At 70.7% G+C, this 18,414-nt stretch carries 17 protein-coding genes; 12 read left to right on the top strand and 5 right to left on the bottom strand.

All coding sequences use genetic code 11. The features are described from left to right. The first annotated feature begins 16 nt into the window (after window positions 1-16). Window positions 17-1,459, top strand: coding sequence for a GTPase HflX (gene hflX / locus ABD126_RS24210; protein ID WP_343936181.1), 1,443 nt, complete (start codon window positions 17-19; stop codon window positions 1,457-1,459). A gap of 4 nt (window positions 1,460-1,463) precedes the next feature. Further along, the gene (locus tag ABD126_RS24205; protein WP_343936180.1) at window positions 1,464-2,504 is read left to right on the top strand and encodes a hypothetical protein; all 1,041 of its coding nucleotides are present in this window, start codon (window positions 1,464-1,466) and stop codon (window positions 2,502-2,504) included. Between the two features lie 458 nt (window positions 2,505-2,962). On the opposite strand, the gene lexA is transcribed toward ABD126_RS24205, so the two are convergent. Further along, the gene (lexA, locus tag ABD126_RS24200; RefSeq protein WP_425542871.1) at window positions 2,963-3,661 is read right to left on the bottom strand and encodes a transcriptional repressor LexA; all 699 of its coding nucleotides are present in this window, start codon (window positions 3,659-3,661) and stop codon (window positions 2,963-2,965) included. A gap of 218 nt (window positions 3,662-3,879) precedes the next feature. Between lexA and ABD126_RS24195 the strand changes: the two genes are divergently transcribed. The 8 genes from ABD126_RS24195 to ABD126_RS24160 all read left to right on the top strand — a co-directional run bounded on the left by ABD126_RS24195 (window position 3,880) and on the right by ABD126_RS24160 (window position 11,946). Continuing rightward, entirely contained in the window at window positions 3,880-4,371 is a 492-nt protein-coding gene (locus ABD126_RS24195; protein ID WP_343936179.1) for a LysM peptidoglycan-binding domain-containing protein, read from the top strand. A gap of 296 nt (window positions 4,372-4,667) precedes the next feature. Then, window positions 4,668-5,123 carry a transcriptional regulator NrdR gene (nrdR, locus tag ABD126_RS24190; RefSeq protein ID WP_343936177.1) on the top strand — a complete coding sequence of 152 codons (456 nt, stop codon included), beginning with the start codon at window positions 4,668-4,670 and terminating at the stop codon, window positions 5,121-5,123. Window positions 5,124-5,219: 96 nt separating this feature from the next. Continuing rightward, window positions 5,220-8,054, top strand: coding sequence for a vitamin B12-dependent ribonucleotide reductase (locus ABD126_RS24185; RefSeq protein ID WP_343936176.1), 2,835 nt, complete (start codon window positions 5,220-5,222; stop codon window positions 8,052-8,054). Window positions 8,055-8,233: 179 nt separating this feature from the next. Beyond that, on the top strand, window positions 8,234-8,650 hold the full coding sequence (locus tag ABD126_RS24180; RefSeq protein WP_343936175.1) for a prevent-host-death protein: 417 nt from the start codon (window positions 8,234-8,236) through the stop codon (window positions 8,648-8,650). Window positions 8,651-8,715: 65 nt separating this feature from the next. Then, on the top strand, window positions 8,716-9,075 hold the full coding sequence (locus ABD126_RS24175) for a cytotoxic translational repressor of toxin-antitoxin stability system (protein ID WP_343936174.1): 360 nt from the start codon (window positions 8,716-8,718) through the stop codon (window positions 9,073-9,075). Window positions 9,076-9,218: 143 nt separating this feature from the next. After that, window positions 9,219-10,178, top strand: coding sequence for an outer membrane protein assembly factor BamB family protein (locus ABD126_RS24170; protein WP_343936173.1), 960 nt, complete (start codon window positions 9,219-9,221; stop codon window positions 10,176-10,178). A gap of 11 nt (window positions 10,179-10,189) precedes the next feature. After that, the gene (locus ABD126_RS24165; protein WP_343936172.1) at window positions 10,190-11,173 is read left to right on the top strand and encodes an ADP-ribosylglycohydrolase family protein; all 984 of its coding nucleotides are present in this window, start codon (window positions 10,190-10,192) and stop codon (window positions 11,171-11,173) included. Between the two features lie 65 nt (window positions 11,174-11,238). Further along, window positions 11,239-11,946 carry a ferritin-like domain-containing protein gene (locus tag ABD126_RS24160; RefSeq protein WP_343936171.1) on the top strand — a complete coding sequence of 236 codons (708 nt, stop codon included), beginning with the start codon at window positions 11,239-11,241 and terminating at the stop codon, window positions 11,944-11,946. Here the strand turns inward: ABD126_RS24160 and ABD126_RS24155 are convergent. From ABD126_RS24155 to ABD126_RS24140, 4 genes are all read right to left on the bottom strand, one after another. Next, complete coding sequence (locus ABD126_RS24155; protein WP_343936170.1) at window positions 11,898-12,647, bottom strand: succinate dehydrogenase/fumarate reductase iron-sulfur subunit; 750 nt, start codon at window positions 12,645-12,647, stop codon at window positions 11,898-11,900. The genes ABD126_RS24160 and ABD126_RS24155 overlap by 49 nt on opposite strands. 1 nt (window position 12,648) lies before the next feature. After that, window positions 12,649-14,520, bottom strand: a complete 1,872-nt coding sequence (locus ABD126_RS24150; protein ID WP_343936169.1) for a fumarate reductase/succinate dehydrogenase flavoprotein subunit — start codon at window positions 14,518-14,520, stop codon at window positions 12,649-12,651. A 10-nt stretch (window positions 14,521-14,530) separates the two neighbouring features. Further along, entirely contained in the window at window positions 14,531-15,292 is a 762-nt protein-coding gene (locus tag ABD126_RS24145) for a hypothetical protein (protein ID WP_343936168.1), read from the bottom strand. Window positions 15,293-15,395: 103 nt separating this feature from the next. Beyond that, entirely contained in the window at window positions 15,396-15,686 is a 291-nt protein-coding gene (locus tag ABD126_RS24140) for a hypothetical protein (RefSeq protein ID WP_121221819.1), read from the bottom strand. Between the two features lie 226 nt (window positions 15,687-15,912). On the opposite strand from ABD126_RS24140, the gene edd reads away from it, so the two are divergent. Further along, window positions 15,913-17,778: a phosphogluconate dehydratase gene (gene edd, locus ABD126_RS24135; protein WP_343936167.1), complete on the top strand. Its 1,866-nt coding sequence runs from the start codon at window positions 15,913-15,915 to the stop codon at window positions 17,776-17,778. Beyond that, on the top strand, window positions 17,775-18,395 hold the full coding sequence (eda, locus tag ABD126_RS24130; RefSeq protein WP_343936166.1) for a bifunctional 4-hydroxy-2-oxoglutarate aldolase/2-dehydro-3-deoxy-phosphogluconate aldolase: 621 nt from the start codon (window positions 17,775-17,777) through the stop codon (window positions 18,393-18,395). The genes edd and eda overlap by 4 nt, the downstream gene beginning before the upstream one ends. The last annotated feature ends 19 nt before the right edge of the window (window positions 18,396-18,414 follow it).

The following is an 18,414-nucleotide window of genomic DNA, read 5'->3' as shown; positions in this document are numbered from 1 at the left end:
CGACGATGAAGGGCAAATGACGGAAAACACGCACAACAGCAACGACTGGCTCGACCACGAAGCCGAGCTGTCCACCGGCGAGCTGGCCCTCGCCGACCGCGCCGCGCTCCGCCGCGTCGCCGGGTTGTCCACCGAACTGGAGGACATCACAGAGGTCGAGTACCGGCAGCTCCGCCTGGAGCGCGTCGTGCTGGTCGGCGTGTGGACCGAGGGCACGGCGGCCGACTCCGAGGCCTCGCTCGCCGAACTGGCGCTGCTCGCCGAGACCGCGGGCTCCGAGGTGCTCGAAGGCCTCGTCCAGCGGCGCGACCGGCCCGACCCGGCCACCTACATCGGCTCCGGCAAGGTCGCCGAACTGCGCGACGTCGTGATCGCCACCGGGGCGGACACGGTGATCTGCGACGGCGAGCTGTCCCCCGGCCAGCTGCGGCAGCTGGAGGAGAAGCTCAAGGTCAAGGTCATCGACCGCACCGCGCTGATCCTCGACATCTTCGCCCAGCACGCCTCGACCAAGGAGGGCAAGGCCCAGGTCGAGATGGCGCAGCTGCAGTACCTGCTGCCGCGCCTGCGCGGTTGGGGCGAGTCGCTGTCCCGGCAGGCCGGTGGTCGCGCCGGCGGCGGCAACGGCGGCGTGGGCCTGCGCGGTCCCGGTGAGACCAAGCTCGAAACCGACCGCCGGCGCATCCGCGCCCGGATCGCCAAGCTGCGGCGCGAGATCGCGGCGATGAGCGTCATCCGGGAGACCAAGCGCGGCGCGCGGGTGGCCAACGCGGTGCCGAACGTGGCCATCGCCGGGTACACGAACGCGGGCAAGTCCAGCCTGCTCAACGCCCTGACCGGGGCGGGGGTGCTGGTGCAGGACGCCCTGTTCGCCACCCTCGACCCGACCACGCGGCGCACCCAGACCCCCGAGGGCCTGCCCTACACGCTGACCGACACCGTCGGCTTCGTCCGGCACCTGCCGCACCAGCTGGTGGAGGCGTTCCGGTCGACGCTGGAGGAGGTCGCCGACGCGGACCTGCTCGTGCACGTGGTCGACGGGTCCGACGGGATGCCGGAGAAGCAGGTCACGGCGGTCCGCGAGGTGATCTCGGAGATCAGCGAGCGGCACGACTCGATGCCGCACGAGCTGCTGGTGGTCAACAAGATCGACGCGGTGGGCGACCTGGGCCTGGCCCGGCTGCGCCACCTGTTCCCCACGGCGGTGTTCGTCTCGGCGCACACCGGCGAGGGCATCGGGGAGCTGCGCGAGCGCATCGCCTCGCTGATCCCGCGCCCCGAGGTCGTGGTGGACGCCCTGGTGCCGTACGCGCGCGGCGAGATCGTGGCCCGCGTGCACCGCGAGGGCGAGGTGCTCAAGGAGCGGCACACCGAGGAGGGCACCGAGCTGAGCGCTCGCGTGCGCCCCGACCTGGCGGGCGTGCTGGAGCAGTTCGCCGTGAACGGAAGCCGCGCCTGATCCCTTGCGCGCGCCACTGGCGGCCCTGGCCGCACTCGTCCTGACGGCCGGTCCCGCTTCGGCGGAGCCGGCCGTCGCCGACGTGTGCGCGCTCACCTCGCCGAAGCTGGCCGAGCTGTCGGGCCTGGCGTCGAACGGCGACGAGTGGTTCGCCGTCAACGACAGCGACCCGGGTCGCGTGGAAGTGCAGGTCCTGGACCGGTCGTGCGGGGTCACCCGCACCATCACGGCCCCCGCGAACCCGTACGACGTCGAGGACCTGGCCCTGGCGCCGGACGGCACCGTGTGGCTGGCCGACACCGGCGACAACGGCAAGACCCGCGAGACCGTGGCGCTGCACGCGATCTCCCCGGACGGCACGTCCCGCCTGTTCCGCCTGACCTACCCGGACGGCAAGCACGACGCCGAGGCGCTGCTCCTGGACGCCCGCGGCGTCCCGCACATCGTCACCAAGGAACCCATCGGCTCGGCCCTGGTCTACCGCCCGACCGCCGACCTGTCCGACGCCGCCCCCACCCCGCTGGAGCAGGTGGCCCGCGTGTCCATGCGCGGCACCGACACCCCCGGCGGCCCGCTGGAGAGCACCGTGGTGACCCGCCTGGTGACCGGCGGCGCGATGTCCCACGACGGCCGCGTGGCGGCGCTGCGCACCTACACCGACGCGTACCTGTTCCCGGTGCCCGACGACGGCGACCTGGCCAAGGCGCTGGAATCGGACCCGGTCCGCGTCCCGCTGCCCAACGAGCCCCAGGGCGAGGCGATCGCCTTCGACCCGGACGGCACCCTGCTCTCGGCCACGGAATTCGCCCCCAACGCCTCCCGCTCCACCATCCGCGCGGTACCCGGCGCAGCAGCCCTGGCCGCCCCCGCACCCACGACGACCACGCCCCCACCACCCCAGGGCACCGGCGACACGGCAGCCTCCCCCGCGCCGGCCGCCGACCGCAGCGACATCTCCCCGTGGGCCGTCATCGCCGCGGGCGCAGCCGCACTGGCCCTGGTCTGGCTCGGCGTCCGCCGCACCCGCACCCGCCGCCGAACCTGACCCACGCCGCGCTGCCGCCACCTGCCGCGCTGACCCACGCCACCCGCCGCCGGCCGCGCCGACCCACGGCACCCCGCCGCCGGCCGCGCCGCAGTGCCGGCCGCGCCACGCCCACGCCCGCGCCGCGTCCCAGGCCCACGCCACGCCCACGCCCACGCTCGCACCGCAGTGCCGGCCGCGCCCGAGCCCTCGCCGGACCCAGCCCTCGCCTCGCCGCAGCCCTCGCCACGCCGCGCTCGCACCGCAGTGCCGGCCGCGCCGCAGCCCTCGCCGCGCCGCAGCCCTCGCCGGACCCAGCCGAACCCGTGCCCGGACGTGCCGGAACCGACCGGCCCCTCCCGCCTCCCGCGTTCCTCCTACTTCACGGGACGCCCGAGTCGCCGATCGGTTCCGAATCCTGCATGTCACTCGATCGGGTAAGATCTCTCGACCCGCCCGACCAGCCGGACCGCCCGGCCTCAGAGCCGGCGCAGCACCGCCGTCACCTTGCCCAGGATGGTCGCCTCGTCACCCAGGATCGGCTCGTAAGCCGGGTTGTGCGGCAGCAGCCACACGTGGTCGTCCTTGCGCTTGAACGTCTTCACCGTGGCCTCGCCGTCGATCATCGCCGCCACCACGTCGCCGTTGTCGGCGGTCGGCTGTTGGCGCACCACGACCCAGTCGCCGTCGGTGATGGCGGCGTCCACCATCGAGTCGCCGACGACCTTGAGCAGGAACACCTCGCCCTCGCCGACCAGGTCGCGGGGCAGCGGGAACACGTCCTCGATCGCCTCCTCCGCCAGGATCGGACCACCGGCGGCGATCCGGCCCAGCATCGGCACGTAGGCGGGCGTCGGCTTGGACGCCGGGTCCAGGCCGGTCACGATCTCCGTGGGCAGCACGCCCACCGCGCGCGGCCGGTTCGGGTCGCGGCGCAGGAAGCCCTTGCGCTCCAGCGCGCGCAGCTGGTGGGCCACCGAGGAGGTGGACGTGAGGCCGACCGCCTCGCCGATCTCCCGCACGCTGGGCGGGTAGCCGAACCGGTCCAGCCAGTCCCGGATCACGTCGAGCACCTTGCGCTGGCGCAGGGTCAGTCCCGCGTTGCCCGCGATGTCCGCGGGTTCGGGCACGGAGGGCACATCGGCGATGCGCAGGTCGTCATTGGTCTTGCGAGCCACAGTGCTTCCCTCCTCACCGGTCCCGATCGCCCAGGCCGGCTGTACGTCGATCTTCGGTTGTGAAGGTAGTCGCACTCGTTGTCCAGATCAAACACCTGTTCGAAGTAAGTGTCGGCGTGTCCTTCCCGTTCCGCCGGTCGAAGTGGTAGACATTCGCACGGACGTTCGATCGAACATGAGTTCGATCATGATCGTTTGACCTGCGACGGGAGGACGTCATGGCGGTGGTGGTCGGTACGCGGAGCGGGTTCGAACTCGTCGACGGCGCCGTGGCCGAGGACGTGCGGCGTGGCGAACCCCTCCCGCCCGGACCGAGGGTCCTGCGCAGCTTCCGGATCGACCAGCGCCGGCCGACGACGCCGCGCCCCCGGCCGCTCGCCGTGGCCACCGCGCCCGAGGCCGCCGCGTGCACCGTCCGCGAGCAGCGCCCGGCCGTCCAGTTCGCCCGCTACGCCGCCGTCGCCGTCCTCGCGGCCGTCACGCTCAGCGTGCTCTACCTGTTCGCCTCCGGCGCCGCCTCGGTCCCCGAACGCACCAGCGTCGTGCACGTCCAGGTGGGTGAGACGCTCTGGGACATCGCCGAGCGCACCGCGCCGGACAGCGACCCCGAGGCGGTCGTGGTCCGCATCAAGGAGCTGAACCGGCTCGCCGACCCCTCGATCAAGCCCGGTCAGTCGCTCGTCGTCCCGGACGGGCGCACCGACGGCTGACCCCCTCCTCACCGACCTCCGGTCGCGGGCCGGCACCCTGTGCGGGTGCCGGCCCGCGTCGTGTCCGGCCGCCGACGCCTCCCCGTGACCGCCGAGTCGCGGTGCGTCGTGCGTCGAGGTTCACTCGACAGAGCCGGCCGCGACACGCCGGGCTCAGCTTGCGCCATCTAGGCGACGGGCATAGGTTGACCCCTACATCTAGTGGTTACACCGTTGTAGTTAGTCCACAGGTTGTGGGTTTCCCCTTCACGTGGGCTGACGCGATGGGTGCTGCGCCGGGGAGGGGTGAGCCAGTCGTGCGCTGTCCGTTCTGCCGCAACTCGGACTCCCGCGTGGTCGACTCGCGCGAGGTGGACGAGGGCCAGGTGATCCGCCGCCGACGCTCCTGCTCCAGCTGCGGGCGCCGCTTCACCACCGTCGAGGAGGCGGTGCTCGCGGTGGTCAAGCGCTCCGGCGTGACCGAGCCGTTCAGCCGGGACAAGGTGGTCACCGGCGTCCGGCGCGCGTGCCAGGGCCGGCCCGTGGACGAGGACGCCCTGTCGCTGCTGGCCCAGCGGGTCGAGGAGTCGATCCGCTCCACCGGGTGCGCCGAGATCCCGAGCCACGAGGTGGGGCTCGCGATCCTCGGACCGCTCAGAGAGCTGGACGAAGTCGCCTACCTGCGCTTCGCCAGCGTTTACCGGTCCTTCTCGTCGGTCGAGGACTTCGAGAAGGAGATCGCGGACCTGCGCAACGCGCAGCACTCCGAATAAGCACTCCACAGACTTCCCGCGGCCGTTTCCGGACTTCGAGCCCGGACGTCGGCCGCCCCCAGGCATTTCGAGTAGCGGAAGAAAGAGGAACGGGGAATGACGGAGACCGTTGGCGGCTCCAGCAAGAAGACCGCCACCCAGAACGGCGCGGGGGACAAGCAGCGCCTGAAGGTGGAGCGCGTCTACACCACCGAGGGTGTGCACCCCTACGACGAGGTGACCTGGGAGCGCCGCGACGTCGTCATGACGAACTGGCGCGACGGCTCGATCAACTTCGAGCAGCGCGGTGTGGAGTTCCCCGACTTCTGGTCGGTCAACGCGACCAACATCGTGACCAGCAAGTACTTCCGCGGCGCGGTGGGCACCCCGCAGCGCGAGCACAGCCTGCGCCAGCTGATCGACCGCGTGGTGAAGACCTACGTCGAGGCGGGCGTCAAGCACGGCTACTTCGGGTCCGGCAAGGACGCCGAGGTGTTCGAGCACGAGCTGACGTGGATGCTGCTGCACCAGGTGTTCAGCTTCAACTCGCCGGTGTGGTTCAACGTGGGCACCAGCTCGCCGCAGCAGGTCAGCGCGTGCTTCATCCTCGCCGTGGACGACACGATGGAGTCGATCCTCAACTGGTACCGCGAGGAGGGCCTGATCTTCAAGGGCGGGTCGGGCGCGGGCCTGAACCTGTCCCGCATCCGGTCCTCGAAGGAGCTGCTCTCCTCCGGCGGCACCGCGTCCGGCCCGGTGTCGTTCATGCGCGGCGCGGACGCGTCGGCGGGCACCATCAAGTCCGGTGGCGCGACGCGTCGCGCGGCGAAGATGGTCGTGCTCGACGTGGACCACCCGGACGTCGAGGAGTTCATCGAGACCAAGGCGCGCGAAGAGGACAAGGTCCGCGCGCTGCGCGACGCCGGGTTCGACATGGACCTGGGCGGCAAGGACATCGTGTCCGTGCAGTACCAGAACGCGAACAACTCGATCCGCGTGTCGGACGAGTTCATGCACGCCTACGAGAACGGCGGCCAGTTCGGCCTGCGCGCCCGCCTGACCGGCGAGGTCATCGAGACCGTCGACGCCAAGCAGCTGTTCCGCAAGCTGGCGCAGGCGGCGTGGGAGTGCGCCGACCCGGGCATCCAGTACGACGGCACGATCAACGACTGGCACACCACGCCGGAGTCCGGCCGGATCACCGCGTCGAACCCGTGCTCGGAGTACATGCACCTGGACAACTCCAGCTGCAACCTGGCGTCGTTGAACCTGATGAAGTTCCTCAAGGACGACGGCCAGTTCGACGCGGAGCTGTTCGCGAAGTCGGTCGAGTTCGTGATCACGGCGATGGAGATCTCCATCAGCTTCGCGGACTTCCCGACCGAGCCGATCGCGGAGACCACCCGCAAGTTCCGCCAGCTGGGCATCGGCTACGCGAACCTGGGCGCGCTGCTCATGGCGACCGGTCACGCGTACGACTCCGAGGGCGGCCGGGCGCTGGCGGCGTCCATCACGTCGCTGATGCAGGCCGTGGCGTACAAGCGGTCCGCGGAGCTGGCCGGGATCGTCGGCCCGTACGAGGGTTACGCCCGCAACGCCGAGGCGCACCAGCGGGTCATCCGCAAGCACGCGGCGGCCAACGACCTGATCCGCACCTACCACGCCAACGACGCCCAGGTGCAGAAGCTGGCGACGCGGGTGTGGCAGGAGGGTCAGCTCGTCGGCGCCAAGAACGGGTGGCGCAACGCGCAGGCGTCGGTGCTGGCCCCGACCGGCACCATCGGCCTGATGATGGACTGCGACACGACCGGCATCGAGCCGGACCTGGCGCTGGTGAAGTTCAAGAAGCTGGTCGGCGGCGGCTCGATGCAGATCGTCAACCAGACCGTGCCGCGCGCCCTGAAGGCGTTGGGGTACCAGCAGGAGCAGATCGAGGCGATCGTCGAGTACATCGGCGAGCACGGCCACGTGGTCGACGCCCCGGGTCTGCGCCAGGAGCACTACGAGGTGTTCGACTGCGCGATGGGTGAGCGTTCCATCGCGCCGATGGGCCACGTGCGGATGATGGCCGCGGTGCAGCCGTTCATCTCGGGCGCGATCTCCAAGACGGTGAACATGCCGGAGTCGGCGACCGTCGAGGACGTCGAGGAGATCTACTACCAGGGCTGGAAGCTGGGCCTGAAGGCGCTCGCGATCTACCGCGACAACTGCAAGGTCGGCCAGCCGCTGTCGGCGGGCAAGTCGGCGAAGTCCTCTTCGGAGACCAAGGCGCCGGAGACGGTCGTCGAGTACCGGCCGGTCCGCAAGCGGCTGCCGAAGAAGCGCCCGTCGCAGACGGTGTCGTTCACCGTGGGCGGCGCCGAGGGCTACCTGCACGCCGGTTCGTACCCGGACGACGGCCTGGGCGAGATCTTCGTCAAGCTGGGCAAGCAGGGTTCGACGCTGGCCGGCGTGATGGACGCGTTCTCGATGTCGATCTCGGTGGGTCTGCAGTACGGCATCCCGCTGGAGTTCTACGTCTCGAAGTTCCAGAACCTGCGCTTCGAGCCGGCGGGCATGACCGACGACCCGGACGTGCGGATCGCGACCAGCGTGCTGGACTACCTGTTCCGCCGCCTGGCCCTGGACTACCTGCCGTTCGAGAAGCGGGCGCAGCTGGGCATCTTCACCGCCGACGAGCGCACGGCGCAGGTGTCGCAGGACTACGGCAGCGGCTCGGACGTGGACCTGGAGGGCCTGCGCACGTCGGTCGACTCCTCCCCCACCCCGGCGGTGGAGGAGAAGAAGTCGGCGTCCGCGGACGTGAAGGTCGGCAGCTCCACGGAACTGCTCGAACTGCACCTGGGCACGACCGCCGACGCGCCGCTGTGCATGACGTGCGGCACGAAGATGCGCCCGGCCGGCTCCTGCTACCTGTGCGAGGGCTGCGGCTCGACCTCCGGTTGCAGCTGACCCTGAGCGCCTTGAGCAGGTGAAATACCTGGCCAGAGCCGGGGTGACGTCGTCGCCCCGGCTCTGCCGTTCTCACTGGCCGCTCCGGTTCACCGCAAACTCTCGTCTGAGTACGTCACGTACTTGACGTACTCGGACTGCGGGGGCATGCTTGTTGGGACCACCTTGGGGAGGCCGGCATGTCTGGTGTTCACTTCGACAGCTACTCCGCTGCTCGCACGCACCTGAAGGACTTGCTGGACGCTGCGGAGACCGGCCGAGTTGCCACCGTTCGACGTGACTCGGCCACGACAGCGGTCGTGGACGTCAAGCGGCTGCGCCACTTCCTCGCATCGATCGTTCCCTCACGTGCCCAGGTCGTCCCGGAGGCCGACGGCTGGTCGGTGTTCATCCCGGGGTTGCCGGTCGCCGCTGATGGCGCGTCGTTCGACGAGGCCATCACCGAGATGGTCGACGCTTTGCGGGAGTACGCGGAAGACTGGCAGGAGCGCCTGCTCAACGCGCCGAACCACCGCGACAACTGGGGATTGGTGCAACTGATCAGCCTCAGCGACGACGAGCAGCTGCGCGACTGGCTCGTCGGTTCCGCGCGGTGACTTCCTGGCCGCAGCCGACGCGCAGGGATCACGAGGCGTTCTGCCAAGTCGAGGAATGGCGCCGAGTGCGCGACGCCCGCGGTCGAACCGGGACGCATCACGTCAGCTACGAACTCGATCTTGTCGACGGCAGGATCCTGCGCACCCGCGTCTCGCACCCGGTGGACCGCACCGGCTACGGGCAGAGCATCTGGAAGCACATCCTCCGCGATCAACTCGAAGTCGACGAACCGGCGTTCTGGTCATGCGTGCGGGATGGCGTCAAACCTGGTCGCGGGACGCCTGAGCCGCCGGCGGCAGCCCTGCCTGCGGACCTCGTGCACATGCTGATCACGCGGGTCGGCCTCGCCGAGTCCGAGGTGGCCGGCATGAGCAAGGACGAGGCGATCGCCAGACTCCAGCGTTACTGGACCGAAGGCAGCTGATCAAGTGGCAGCCGGATGAACAGCGCACTATACGAATAAGTGCACTCCACCAGTACGTAGTCGATGGGGAGCGGGGGGTTCGCTGCGGCGGGCTCCCCGCTTTTCGGTTGCCTGGACGGTCGGTCGGTTGCTGGACTGCACCGGTGTTCGAGTTGAGGTGGGAACGGCCGCTGCACCAGTCCGGTCAGGTGTCCGGGGTGGCGGTGGGGGACGGGTGCGTCGTCGTGCACGAGCGGCGCACCCGGTTGGTGTGCCTCGACGCGGTGGACGGGTCGGTGCGGTGGGACGTGCCGGTCGGCACCTGGCCGCGGGCGGTCGTGGTGGACGGGCCTCGGTGCCTGGTGTTGCCGCAGAGTCCCTGGCAGTTGGTGTGCCTGGACGTGGCGACCGGGCGGCGGGAGTGGACCGTCGAGCTGGACGGGTACGTGGGGCACCTCGTGGTCGCCGGGCGGACGGTGCTGGTGGGCGGGTGGCGTGGGTACACGCCGTTGCGCACGTTCGACGTCGGGACCGGGCGGCTCTTGGCCACGGCGGACGTCCGCAGCGTGTGGCCCGCGCCGGTTGGCGACGGGTTCCTGGTCGGTGGCGGTTCCGAGGTGCGGCTGGTGGACCGCGACCTGCGGGAGGTGGCCGTCTGGTCGTTGCCGGAGCCCTTGGCCTCCCCGGACCACGCGGCGGTGTTCACGCCGGTGGGTTCGGACCGGTTCCTGGTGCGGTGCGGGGCGCGGTCGGTGGTCGAGGTGGGGCCGGCCGGGGTTCGCGAGGTCGTCCGGGCCGGGCACGACCTGACCGAGGACGCGCCGGTCGTCGCCGGCGGGCTGGTGTGGCTGCGTGAACGGGCCGGCGGCTACACGACTGTCGGGGACGGTCGCCTCGGGTGGCGGTTCGACGTCGGGCAGCCGCTGGTGAGCGGGGTGCGAGCGGTGGCGGACGGGTTCGTGGTGGCCGCGCTCGCGGGGACGTTGTTCCGGCTCGACCGCGACGGGCGGGTGCGCGGGCGCGTTCAGGTCGCCCGGCGGATCACCGCGCTGGAACCTTCCGGATTGCTCGTGACCAAGGGCGCCCTGCTCGCCGTCTCGGCTAGTTTGTCGCCGGGGCTGTAGAGGGGGAAGTCGTGAAGGCCAGTGGCAGTTTGTTCGGTTTGGCTTACGGGGACGCGTTGGGGGCGGCGACGGAGTTCTTGTCCGTGGCCGAGATCGAGCGGCGGTTCGGGGCGGGCGGGCCGGCGGACCTGGAGGGGCAGCCCGCCAAGGTCACCGACGACACGCAGATGACGTTGGCGGTGGCGCGGGCGCTGGCGGACGTCGTGCCGTGGCCCGAGCCGGTCGAGGCGGCGTTGCGCGAGCACTTCGTGGAGTGGTGGCGCGACCCGGAGAACAACCGCGCGCCCGGCCTGACCTGCTTGGAGGCGTGCGAACGGCTGGCCACCGGGTTGTCCTGGACGGAGGCGAGCCGGCGGCGGTCCAAGGGGTGCGGGGCGAACATGCGCGTCGCGCCGGTCGGGCTGGTGCACGGTTGGGAGGACCACACGCGCGCCGCCGTCGCGCAGTTCCAGTCGGCGCTCACGCACGGCCACCCGACGGCGCTGGCGGCGTCGGAGCTGACCGCGTTCGCCGTGCACTGGCTGCGCCACGGCCTGCACCCGCGCGACCTGCCCGCCGCCCTGCGCACCCGCGCCCACGAGCAGCGCACCACCTACCACGTCGACTGGCTCGAAGACCTGTGGACCGGTCCCGCCGCGACCACCCCGGAGGACTTCATCGCCCGCGGCTGGGACGAGTGCCTGCGCGTCCTGGACAACCTGGACTCGGCCCTGGCGCACCCGGACCCGGAGGAGGACCCGTGCCGGGCGACCGGCGAGGGGTGGGTGGCGGAGGAGGCGCTGGGCACGGCCCTGCACTGCTTCCTGCTGTTCCCCGACGACCCGGTCCGCGTGCTGCGCCGGGCGGCGACGACGTCGGGCGACTCGGATTCGATCGCCTGCCTGGCGGGCGCGTTCGCCGGCGCGTGCCACGGCTTCGAGGCGTGGCCGGAGGACTGGCAGCACCGCATCGAGTACGGTGCCGAACTGGCCCGCTTCGGCCGCCTCTGGGACTAGGGAGGGCCGAGAAACCCACCCGGAACCTCCACTCGATCTCCACATCCGTCCGGCACGGTGGAGGCGTGAACGGGTTCGAGGAGTGGGTGCGGGACTTCGAGGAGCAAGCTCGGCGACGGCAGGAGACCGGTGACCCGGACTTCGCCCGCGGTGCCGTGATGGCACCGGCCGTGGTGGCCAGTGTCCAGCGGTTCCAGGTCGGCGAGGCCGGCGACGGGGCGAACCTGATCGCCAAGGCGGCCGGTGACCCCGGCTACGCGCGGGCGGTGCGGATGTTCGTCGCCGAGGAGCAGAACCACGCCCGGATGTTGGCGCTGCTCCTGCGCTCCGCCGGCGCGAAGACGCTGGACGGGCACTGGACCGACGCGGTGTTCGTGCGGCTGCGGCGGGCGTTGGGGCTGCGGCTGGAGCTGATGGTGCTGCTGATCGCCGAAGTCGTGGCGCTCGGCTACTACCGAGCCCTGCGCGACGGCGTCAACGACCCGCTGACCAGCGAAGTCGCCGGCCGCATCCTCGCCGACGAACGCCGTCACGTGCCGTTCCACTGCCGGCGCCTGCGCGGCGAGGTCCCCCGCGCCGCCCACGCGATCTGGTGGTTCCTGCTCCTGGGCGCGCTCGCCACGGTCTGCTGGGACCACGGCCCCGCGTTGCGCCACCTGGGGGTGACGCGACGCGGGTTCGCCGTGGAGGTCATCAAGGAGTTCAAGACCGCCCTGAAAGCGACTCACGACCTCCGGAACAGCTTGTTGCCCAGCCACACGATCGGGTCGTAGCGGCGGTCGGCGACGCGTTCCTTCATCGGGATCAGGGCGTTGTCGGTGATCTTGATGTGTTCCGGGCACACCTCCGTGCAGCACTTCGTGATGTTGCACAGACCCAAGCCGTGCGAGGACTGGGCCGCCTGCACGCGGTCCGCCTCGTCCAGCGGGTGCATCTCCAGCTCGGCCACGCGCATCAGGAAACGCGGTCCGGAGAACGCCTCCTTGTTCTCCTCGTGGTCGCGGATGACGTGGCAGGTGTTCTGGCACAGGAAGCACTCGATGCACTTCCGGAACTCCTGCGACCGCTCGACGTCCACCTGGGACATCCGGTAGTCCCCCGGCGCGACGCCCTTCGGCGGCTGGAACGCCGGGATCTCGCGTGCCTTCTCGTAGTTGTACGACACGTCCGTCACCAGGTCGCGGATGACGGGGAACGTGCGCATCGGCGTCACGGTCACCACCTCGTCCTCCGCGAACACCGACATCCGCGTCATGCACAGCAGCCGCGGCCGGCCGTTGACCTCCGCCGAGCACGAGCCGCACTTGCCCGCCTTGCAGTTCCACCGCACGGCCAGGTCCGCGGCCTGCGTCGCCTGCAACCGGTGGATGATGTCGAGCACGACCTCGCCCTCGTTCACCTCGACGGTGAAGTCCTCCAGGCCGCCCCCGTCCGCATCACCGCGCCACACCCTGAACCGCCCCTGGTACCCCATGTCAGCCCTCCAGTTCTTCGGCGGTCAGGTACTTCTGCAACTCGCTGTGCTCGAACAGGGCCAACAGGTCGTCCCGGATGGGGATCTGCGGCTCCTCCTCCACCGACACCTCGCCACCGGAGGCCTTGCACACCAACAACTTCCGCCGCCACGACGAGTCCATGCCGGGGTAGTCGTCGCGGGTGTGGCCGCCGCGGCTCTCGGTGCGCAGCAAGGCCGCGCGCGCCACGCACTCGCTGACCACCAGCATGTTCCGCAGGTCCAGGGCCAGGTGCCACCCGGGGTTGAACTGCCGGTGCCCCTCGACCGACAGCGTCTCGGCCCGCCGCTTGAGGTCGTCGAGCCGCTTCAACGCCTGTTCCATCTCGTCGGCCTTGCGGATGATGCCGACGAGGTCGTTCATCACCTGCTGCAACTCCATGTGCAGCGTGTACGGGTTCTCCCCGCCCTCACGCGAGAACGGCTCCACCGCGACGCGTTGCGCCTGGGCCACCGCGTCGTCCGAACACACCGGCCGTGACGAGAGCCCGGAGACGTAGTTCGCCGCGCCCTCCCCCGCCCGCCGGCCGAACACGAGCAGGTCGGACAGCGAGTTGCCGCCCAACCGGTTCGAGCCGTGCATGCCGCCGGACACCTCGCCCGCCGCGAACAACCCGGGCACGGACGACGCGCCGGTGTCCGGGTCCACCTGCACGCCACCCATCACGTAGTGGCACGTCGGCCCGACCTCCATGGGCTGCGCGGTGATGTCGACGTCGGCCAGCTCCTTGAACTGGTGGTGCATCGACGGCAGCCGCCGGGTGATCTCCTCGGCCGGCAACCGCGTCGACACGTCGAGGAACACCCCGCCGTGCTCGGTGCCGCGCCCGGCCTTGACCTCGGAGTTGATCGCCCGCGCCACCTCGTCGCGGGGCAGCAGCTCCGGCGGGCGGCGGTTGTTGTCGGGGTCGGTGTACCAGCGGTCGGCTTCCTCGGGGTTGTCGGCGTACTTGTCCTTGAACACCTCGGGGATGTAGTCGAACATGAACCGCTTGCCGTCGAAGTTGCGCAGCACGCCGCCGTCGCCGCGGACGGACTCGGTGACCAGGATCCCCTTCACCGACGGCGGCCACACCATGCCGGTCGGGTGGAACTGGATGAACTCCATGTTGATCAGCGACGCCCCGGCGCGCAACGCCAGCGCGTGCCCGTCGCCGGTGTACTCCCACGAGTTCGACGTCACCTTGAACGACTTGCCGATGCCGCCGGTCGCGAGCACCACCGCGGGCGCCTCGAACAGCACGAACCGGCCGGACTCGCGCCAGTAGCCGAACGCGCCGGCCACAGCCCCGTCGTCCTGCACCAGGTCGGTGACGGTGAACTCCTGGAAGACCTTCAGCCGCGACTCGTAGTCGCCGGTCGCCGCGAAGTCCTCCTGTTGCAGCGACACGACCTTCTGCTGCAACGACCGGATCAGCTCCAGCCCGGTCCGGTCGCCGACGTGCGCCAGGCGCGGGTACTCGTGGCCGCCGAAGTTGCGCTGGCTGATCCGGCCGTCCTTGGTGCGGTCGAACAGCGCGCCGTAGGTCTCCAGCTCCCACACGCGGTCCGGGGCTTCCTTGGCGTGCAACTCGGCCATGCGCCAGTTGTTCAGGAACTTCCCGCCGCGCATGGTGTCGCGGAAGTGCACCTGCCAGCTGTCGTTGGAGTTGACGTTCCCCATCGCCGCGGCGATGCCGCCCTCGGCCATCACCGTGTGCGCCTTGCCGAACAGCGACTTGCACAGCACCGCCGTGCGCATCCCGTGCTCCCTGGCCTCGATCGCCGCCCGCAGACCCGCGCCACCCGCGCCGATCACGAGCACGTCGAACGAATGCCGTTCCACCTCGGGCAAGACAAGCTCCTCAGTCGATGATGCGAAGGTCGGTGATGGCGCCGGACGCGACCAGCGCGACGTAGAGGTCGGTCACGCAGACGAAGATCAGCGACGCCCACGCGAGCTGCATGTGCTTGGCGTTGAGCTTGGAGATCCGCGTCCACATCCAGTACCGCACCGGGTGCTTGGAGAAGTGCTTGAGCCGCCCGCCCGCGATGTGCCGGCACGAGTGACACGACAGCGTGTAGGCGCCGAGCAGCGCCACGTTCACCAGCAGCACGATGTTGCCCAGCCCGAACCCGGCGCTCAACGCGTACAACGCGTCGTAGACGTTGATGAGCAGCAGGATCGAGGCGGCGTAGAAGAAGTACCGGTGCAGGTTCTGCGCGATCAGCGGGAACCGGGTCTCACCGGTGTACTTGCCGTGCGGTTCGGCGACCGCGCACGCCGGCGGCGACAGCCACGCCGCGCGGTAGTAGGCCTTGCGGTAGTAGTAGCAGGTCACCCGGAACCCGAGCAGGAACGGGATGATCACCACGGGTGGCGTCAGGAACCCGGGCAGCTCCGGCAGCGGCCGGCCGAAGTGCGCGGCGGCCGGGAGGCACTCCTCGCTCAGGCACGGTGAGTACATGGGCGTCAGGTACCGGTACTCGTCGACCCAGTAGAAGTCGCCCATGAACGTGCGCACCGCCGCGTAGATCGAGATCAGCAGCAGGCCGGTGAACGTGACCAGCGGCGGTAGCCACCACCGGTCCGTCCGCAACGTGCGCTGGGCGATCTGCGCCCTCATACCTCACCTCGGTTCCACTTCGCTGTGGCGGGGACGTAAGACAGTTCGGGAAAAACCGAAGCCGGCCCCCGCGTCGAGTCGCGGGGGCCGGCCTGTGTTGCGCTCAGGTGTGGCGGTAGCCACCCAGACCTTCGTCGTCGGCGTCGTGCCAGAGCTTCGGGTCGTACGGCGTGTCGGGCACGACGACGACCTCCCGTTCCACCCTGGGCGCCTCGCGCTGCCGGGGTGTGCTGTCCAGGTCGAGCAACTCCGTCGCGTCGATGTCCATGCGCTCGACGTCGTTCGCGAGCCGTTGCACGGACGCGACGTCGCCGTAGCGCGACCGCAGTGAACCGACGCACTGGCGAAGCTGGCCGAGCACGCGGCGCAGTTCCACGATCTCCGAGGCCGTCATGGTCAGCACCTCCCTTGGGGGTCCGTGTGCCGACTCTGCCCGCTCCGGGCGTCTGTGACAAGCACCACAAGTCGTCGCGTCGCGTCTCACCCACTGAATCGGTTTTGTGACGATCATGTGTCGTGACATAGTGTGTGTGCTGTCACGTCCGTCCGTGCGACGCCAGCGCTGCCGTCCCACCGGGCCCCACCACGGCCCGTGATCACCACCCGGGAGACAGCGAACCATGAGCGTGCATCCCGTCGTCGCCGAAGTGACGGCTCGCATCGCCGCCCGCAGCGCCGCCGGTCGATCCGCCTACCTGGACAAACTCGACGCGGCCCACGTCGAGGGACCGGTCCGGCGCGACCTCGCGTGCTCCAACTTCGCGCACGGTTTCGCGGGCATCACGGGTGGCGACAAGGAAGCGCTGCGTGCGCTGCGTCGCCCGAACGTGGCCATCGTGTCGGCTTACAACGACATGCTGTCCGCGCACCAGCCGATGAACGAGTACCCGGCGTGGATCAAGGACGCGGCCCGCGCTCAAGGCGGAATCGCGCAGTTCGCCGGCGGGGTGCCGGCGATGTGCGACGGCATCACGCAGGGCCGCGCGGGCATGGAGCTGTCGCTGTTCAGCCGGGACGTGATCGCGATGGCGACCGGCATCGCCCTGTCGCACGACATGTTCGACGCGACCGTCCTGTTGGGCGTGTGCGACAAGATCGTGCCGGGCCTGCTGATCGGGGCGCTGTCGTTCGGGCACCTGCCCGCCATCCTCGTCCCCGCCGGGCCGATGGCCTCGGGCCTGCCGAACAAGGAGAAGGCGCGGGTCCGGCAGCTGTTCGCCGAGGGCAAGGCGAGCAGGGAGAACCTGCTCGAAGCCGAGGCCGCGTCCTACCACAGCCCCGGGACCTGCACGTTCTACGGCACGGCCAACTCCAACCAGCTCGTCGTGGAGGTCATGGGGCTGCACCTGCCGGGCGCGAGCTTCGTCCCGCCGGGCACGAAGCTGCGCCGCGCGCTGACCGAGGAGGCCGCGCGCCGGGCGGTGGAGATCAGCCGGGGCGACGAGTACACGCCGATCGGCCGGGTCGTGGACGAGAAGGCCGTGGTCAACGGCGTGATCGCGCTGCTGGCCACCGGCGGTTCGACCAACCACACCATGCACCTGGTGGCCATCGCGTCCGCCGCGGGCATCGAGCTGGGCTGGGACGACTTCGCCGACCTGTCCTCGGTGGTGCCGCTGCTGGCCCGCGTCTACCCCAACGGCAGCGCGGACATCAACCACTTCCAGGCCGCCGGCGGCGTGCAGTTCCTGATCTCCACGCTGCTGGACGCGGGCCTGCTGCACGAGGACGTGCACACCGTGGCGGGCTTCGGCCTCAACCGCTACCGCAAGGAGCCGGTGCTCATCGAGGGCGCGCTGACCTGGCGCAACGGCCCGGACCACTCGTTGGACACCGACGTGCTGCGGCCGGTGTCGGACCCGTTCGCGGCCGACGGCGGGCTGCGGATGCTGTCGGGCAATCTCGGGCGTGCGGTGACCAAGGTGTCCGCGGTCGCGCCCGAGCACCGGGTCGTGGAGGCGCCGGCGCGGGTGTTCACCTCGCAGGAGGCGTTCAGCGCGGCGTTCCAGGCCGGTGAGCTGGAGCGCGACGTCGTGGTCGTGGTGCGGCAGCAGGGCCCGCAGGCCAACGGCATGCCCGAGCTGCACAAGCTGACCCCGGCCCTGGGCGTGCTGATGGACCGCGGGTTCAAGGTGGCCCTGGTCACCGACGGCCGCATGTCCGGCGCGTCGGGCAAGGTCCCGGCCGCCATCCAGGTCACGCCCGAGGCCGCCGTGGGCGGTCCGCTGGCGCGGGTGCGCGACGGCGACGTGCTGCGCGTGGACGCCGAGACCGGCACGCTGGAGGCGCTCGTGGACCCGGCGGAGCTGGCCGGGCGCGACCTGGTGGACTTCCCGCCGGACGCGCAGGCGTGGACCGGCACCGGCCGCGAGCTGTTCGGCGCGCTGCGCCGGGCCGTGGGACCGGCCGACCGGGGCGCCAGCGTGTTCGGACCGATCGCGGCCTCGCACTTCGCGGGCCAGTTCAACCAGGAGGTAAGTCGGTGACCACCAGCAACGATCTGCTGGAGCTGTCCCCCGTCATCCCCGTCGTCGTGCTGGACGACGCGGCCCACGCCGTGCCGCTGGCGCAGGCGTTGCTGCGCGGGGGCGTCCGGGTCATCGAGCTGACCCTGCGCACGCCCGCCGCGCTGCCCGCGATCGAGCGGATCGCGGCCGAGGTGCCCGACATCGTGCTGGGCGCGGGGACCGTGACCGCGCCCGAGCACGCCGAGCAGGCGTTGAAGGCCGGTGCGTCGTTCCTGGTCACGCCGGGTTCGACGGACCGCGTGCTGGACGCGGTGGAGGACACCGGCCTGCCGTTCCTGCCGGGCGCGGCGACCGTGTCGGAGGCGATGAAGCTCGCCGAACGCGGCCTGACGGCGCTGAAGTTCTTCCCGGCCGAGGCGGCGGGCGGCGCGGACTACCTCAAGTCGGTCGGCGGTCCGCTGCCGGGCCTGCGCTTCTGCCCGACCGGCGGCATCACCCCGCAGACCGCGCCGAAGTACCTGGCGCTGCCCAACGTGGGCTGCGTCGGCGGCTCCTGGCTGACCCCGAAGGACGCCCTGGCCGCCGGCGACTGGGCCCGGATCGAGTCCCTGGCCAAGGCCGCCGCGTCCCTCTGACCGCCGCTGTCCGACCGCC

This window comes from Saccharothrix mutabilis subsp. mutabilis, from assembly GCF_039521145.1.
GTDB lineage: Bacteria > Actinomycetota > Actinomycetes > Mycobacteriales > Pseudonocardiaceae > Actinosynnema > Actinosynnema mutabilis.
The sequence above is the reverse complement of the archived record's forward strand: the minus strand, read 5'-3'. Positions and strand labels throughout refer to the sequence as shown.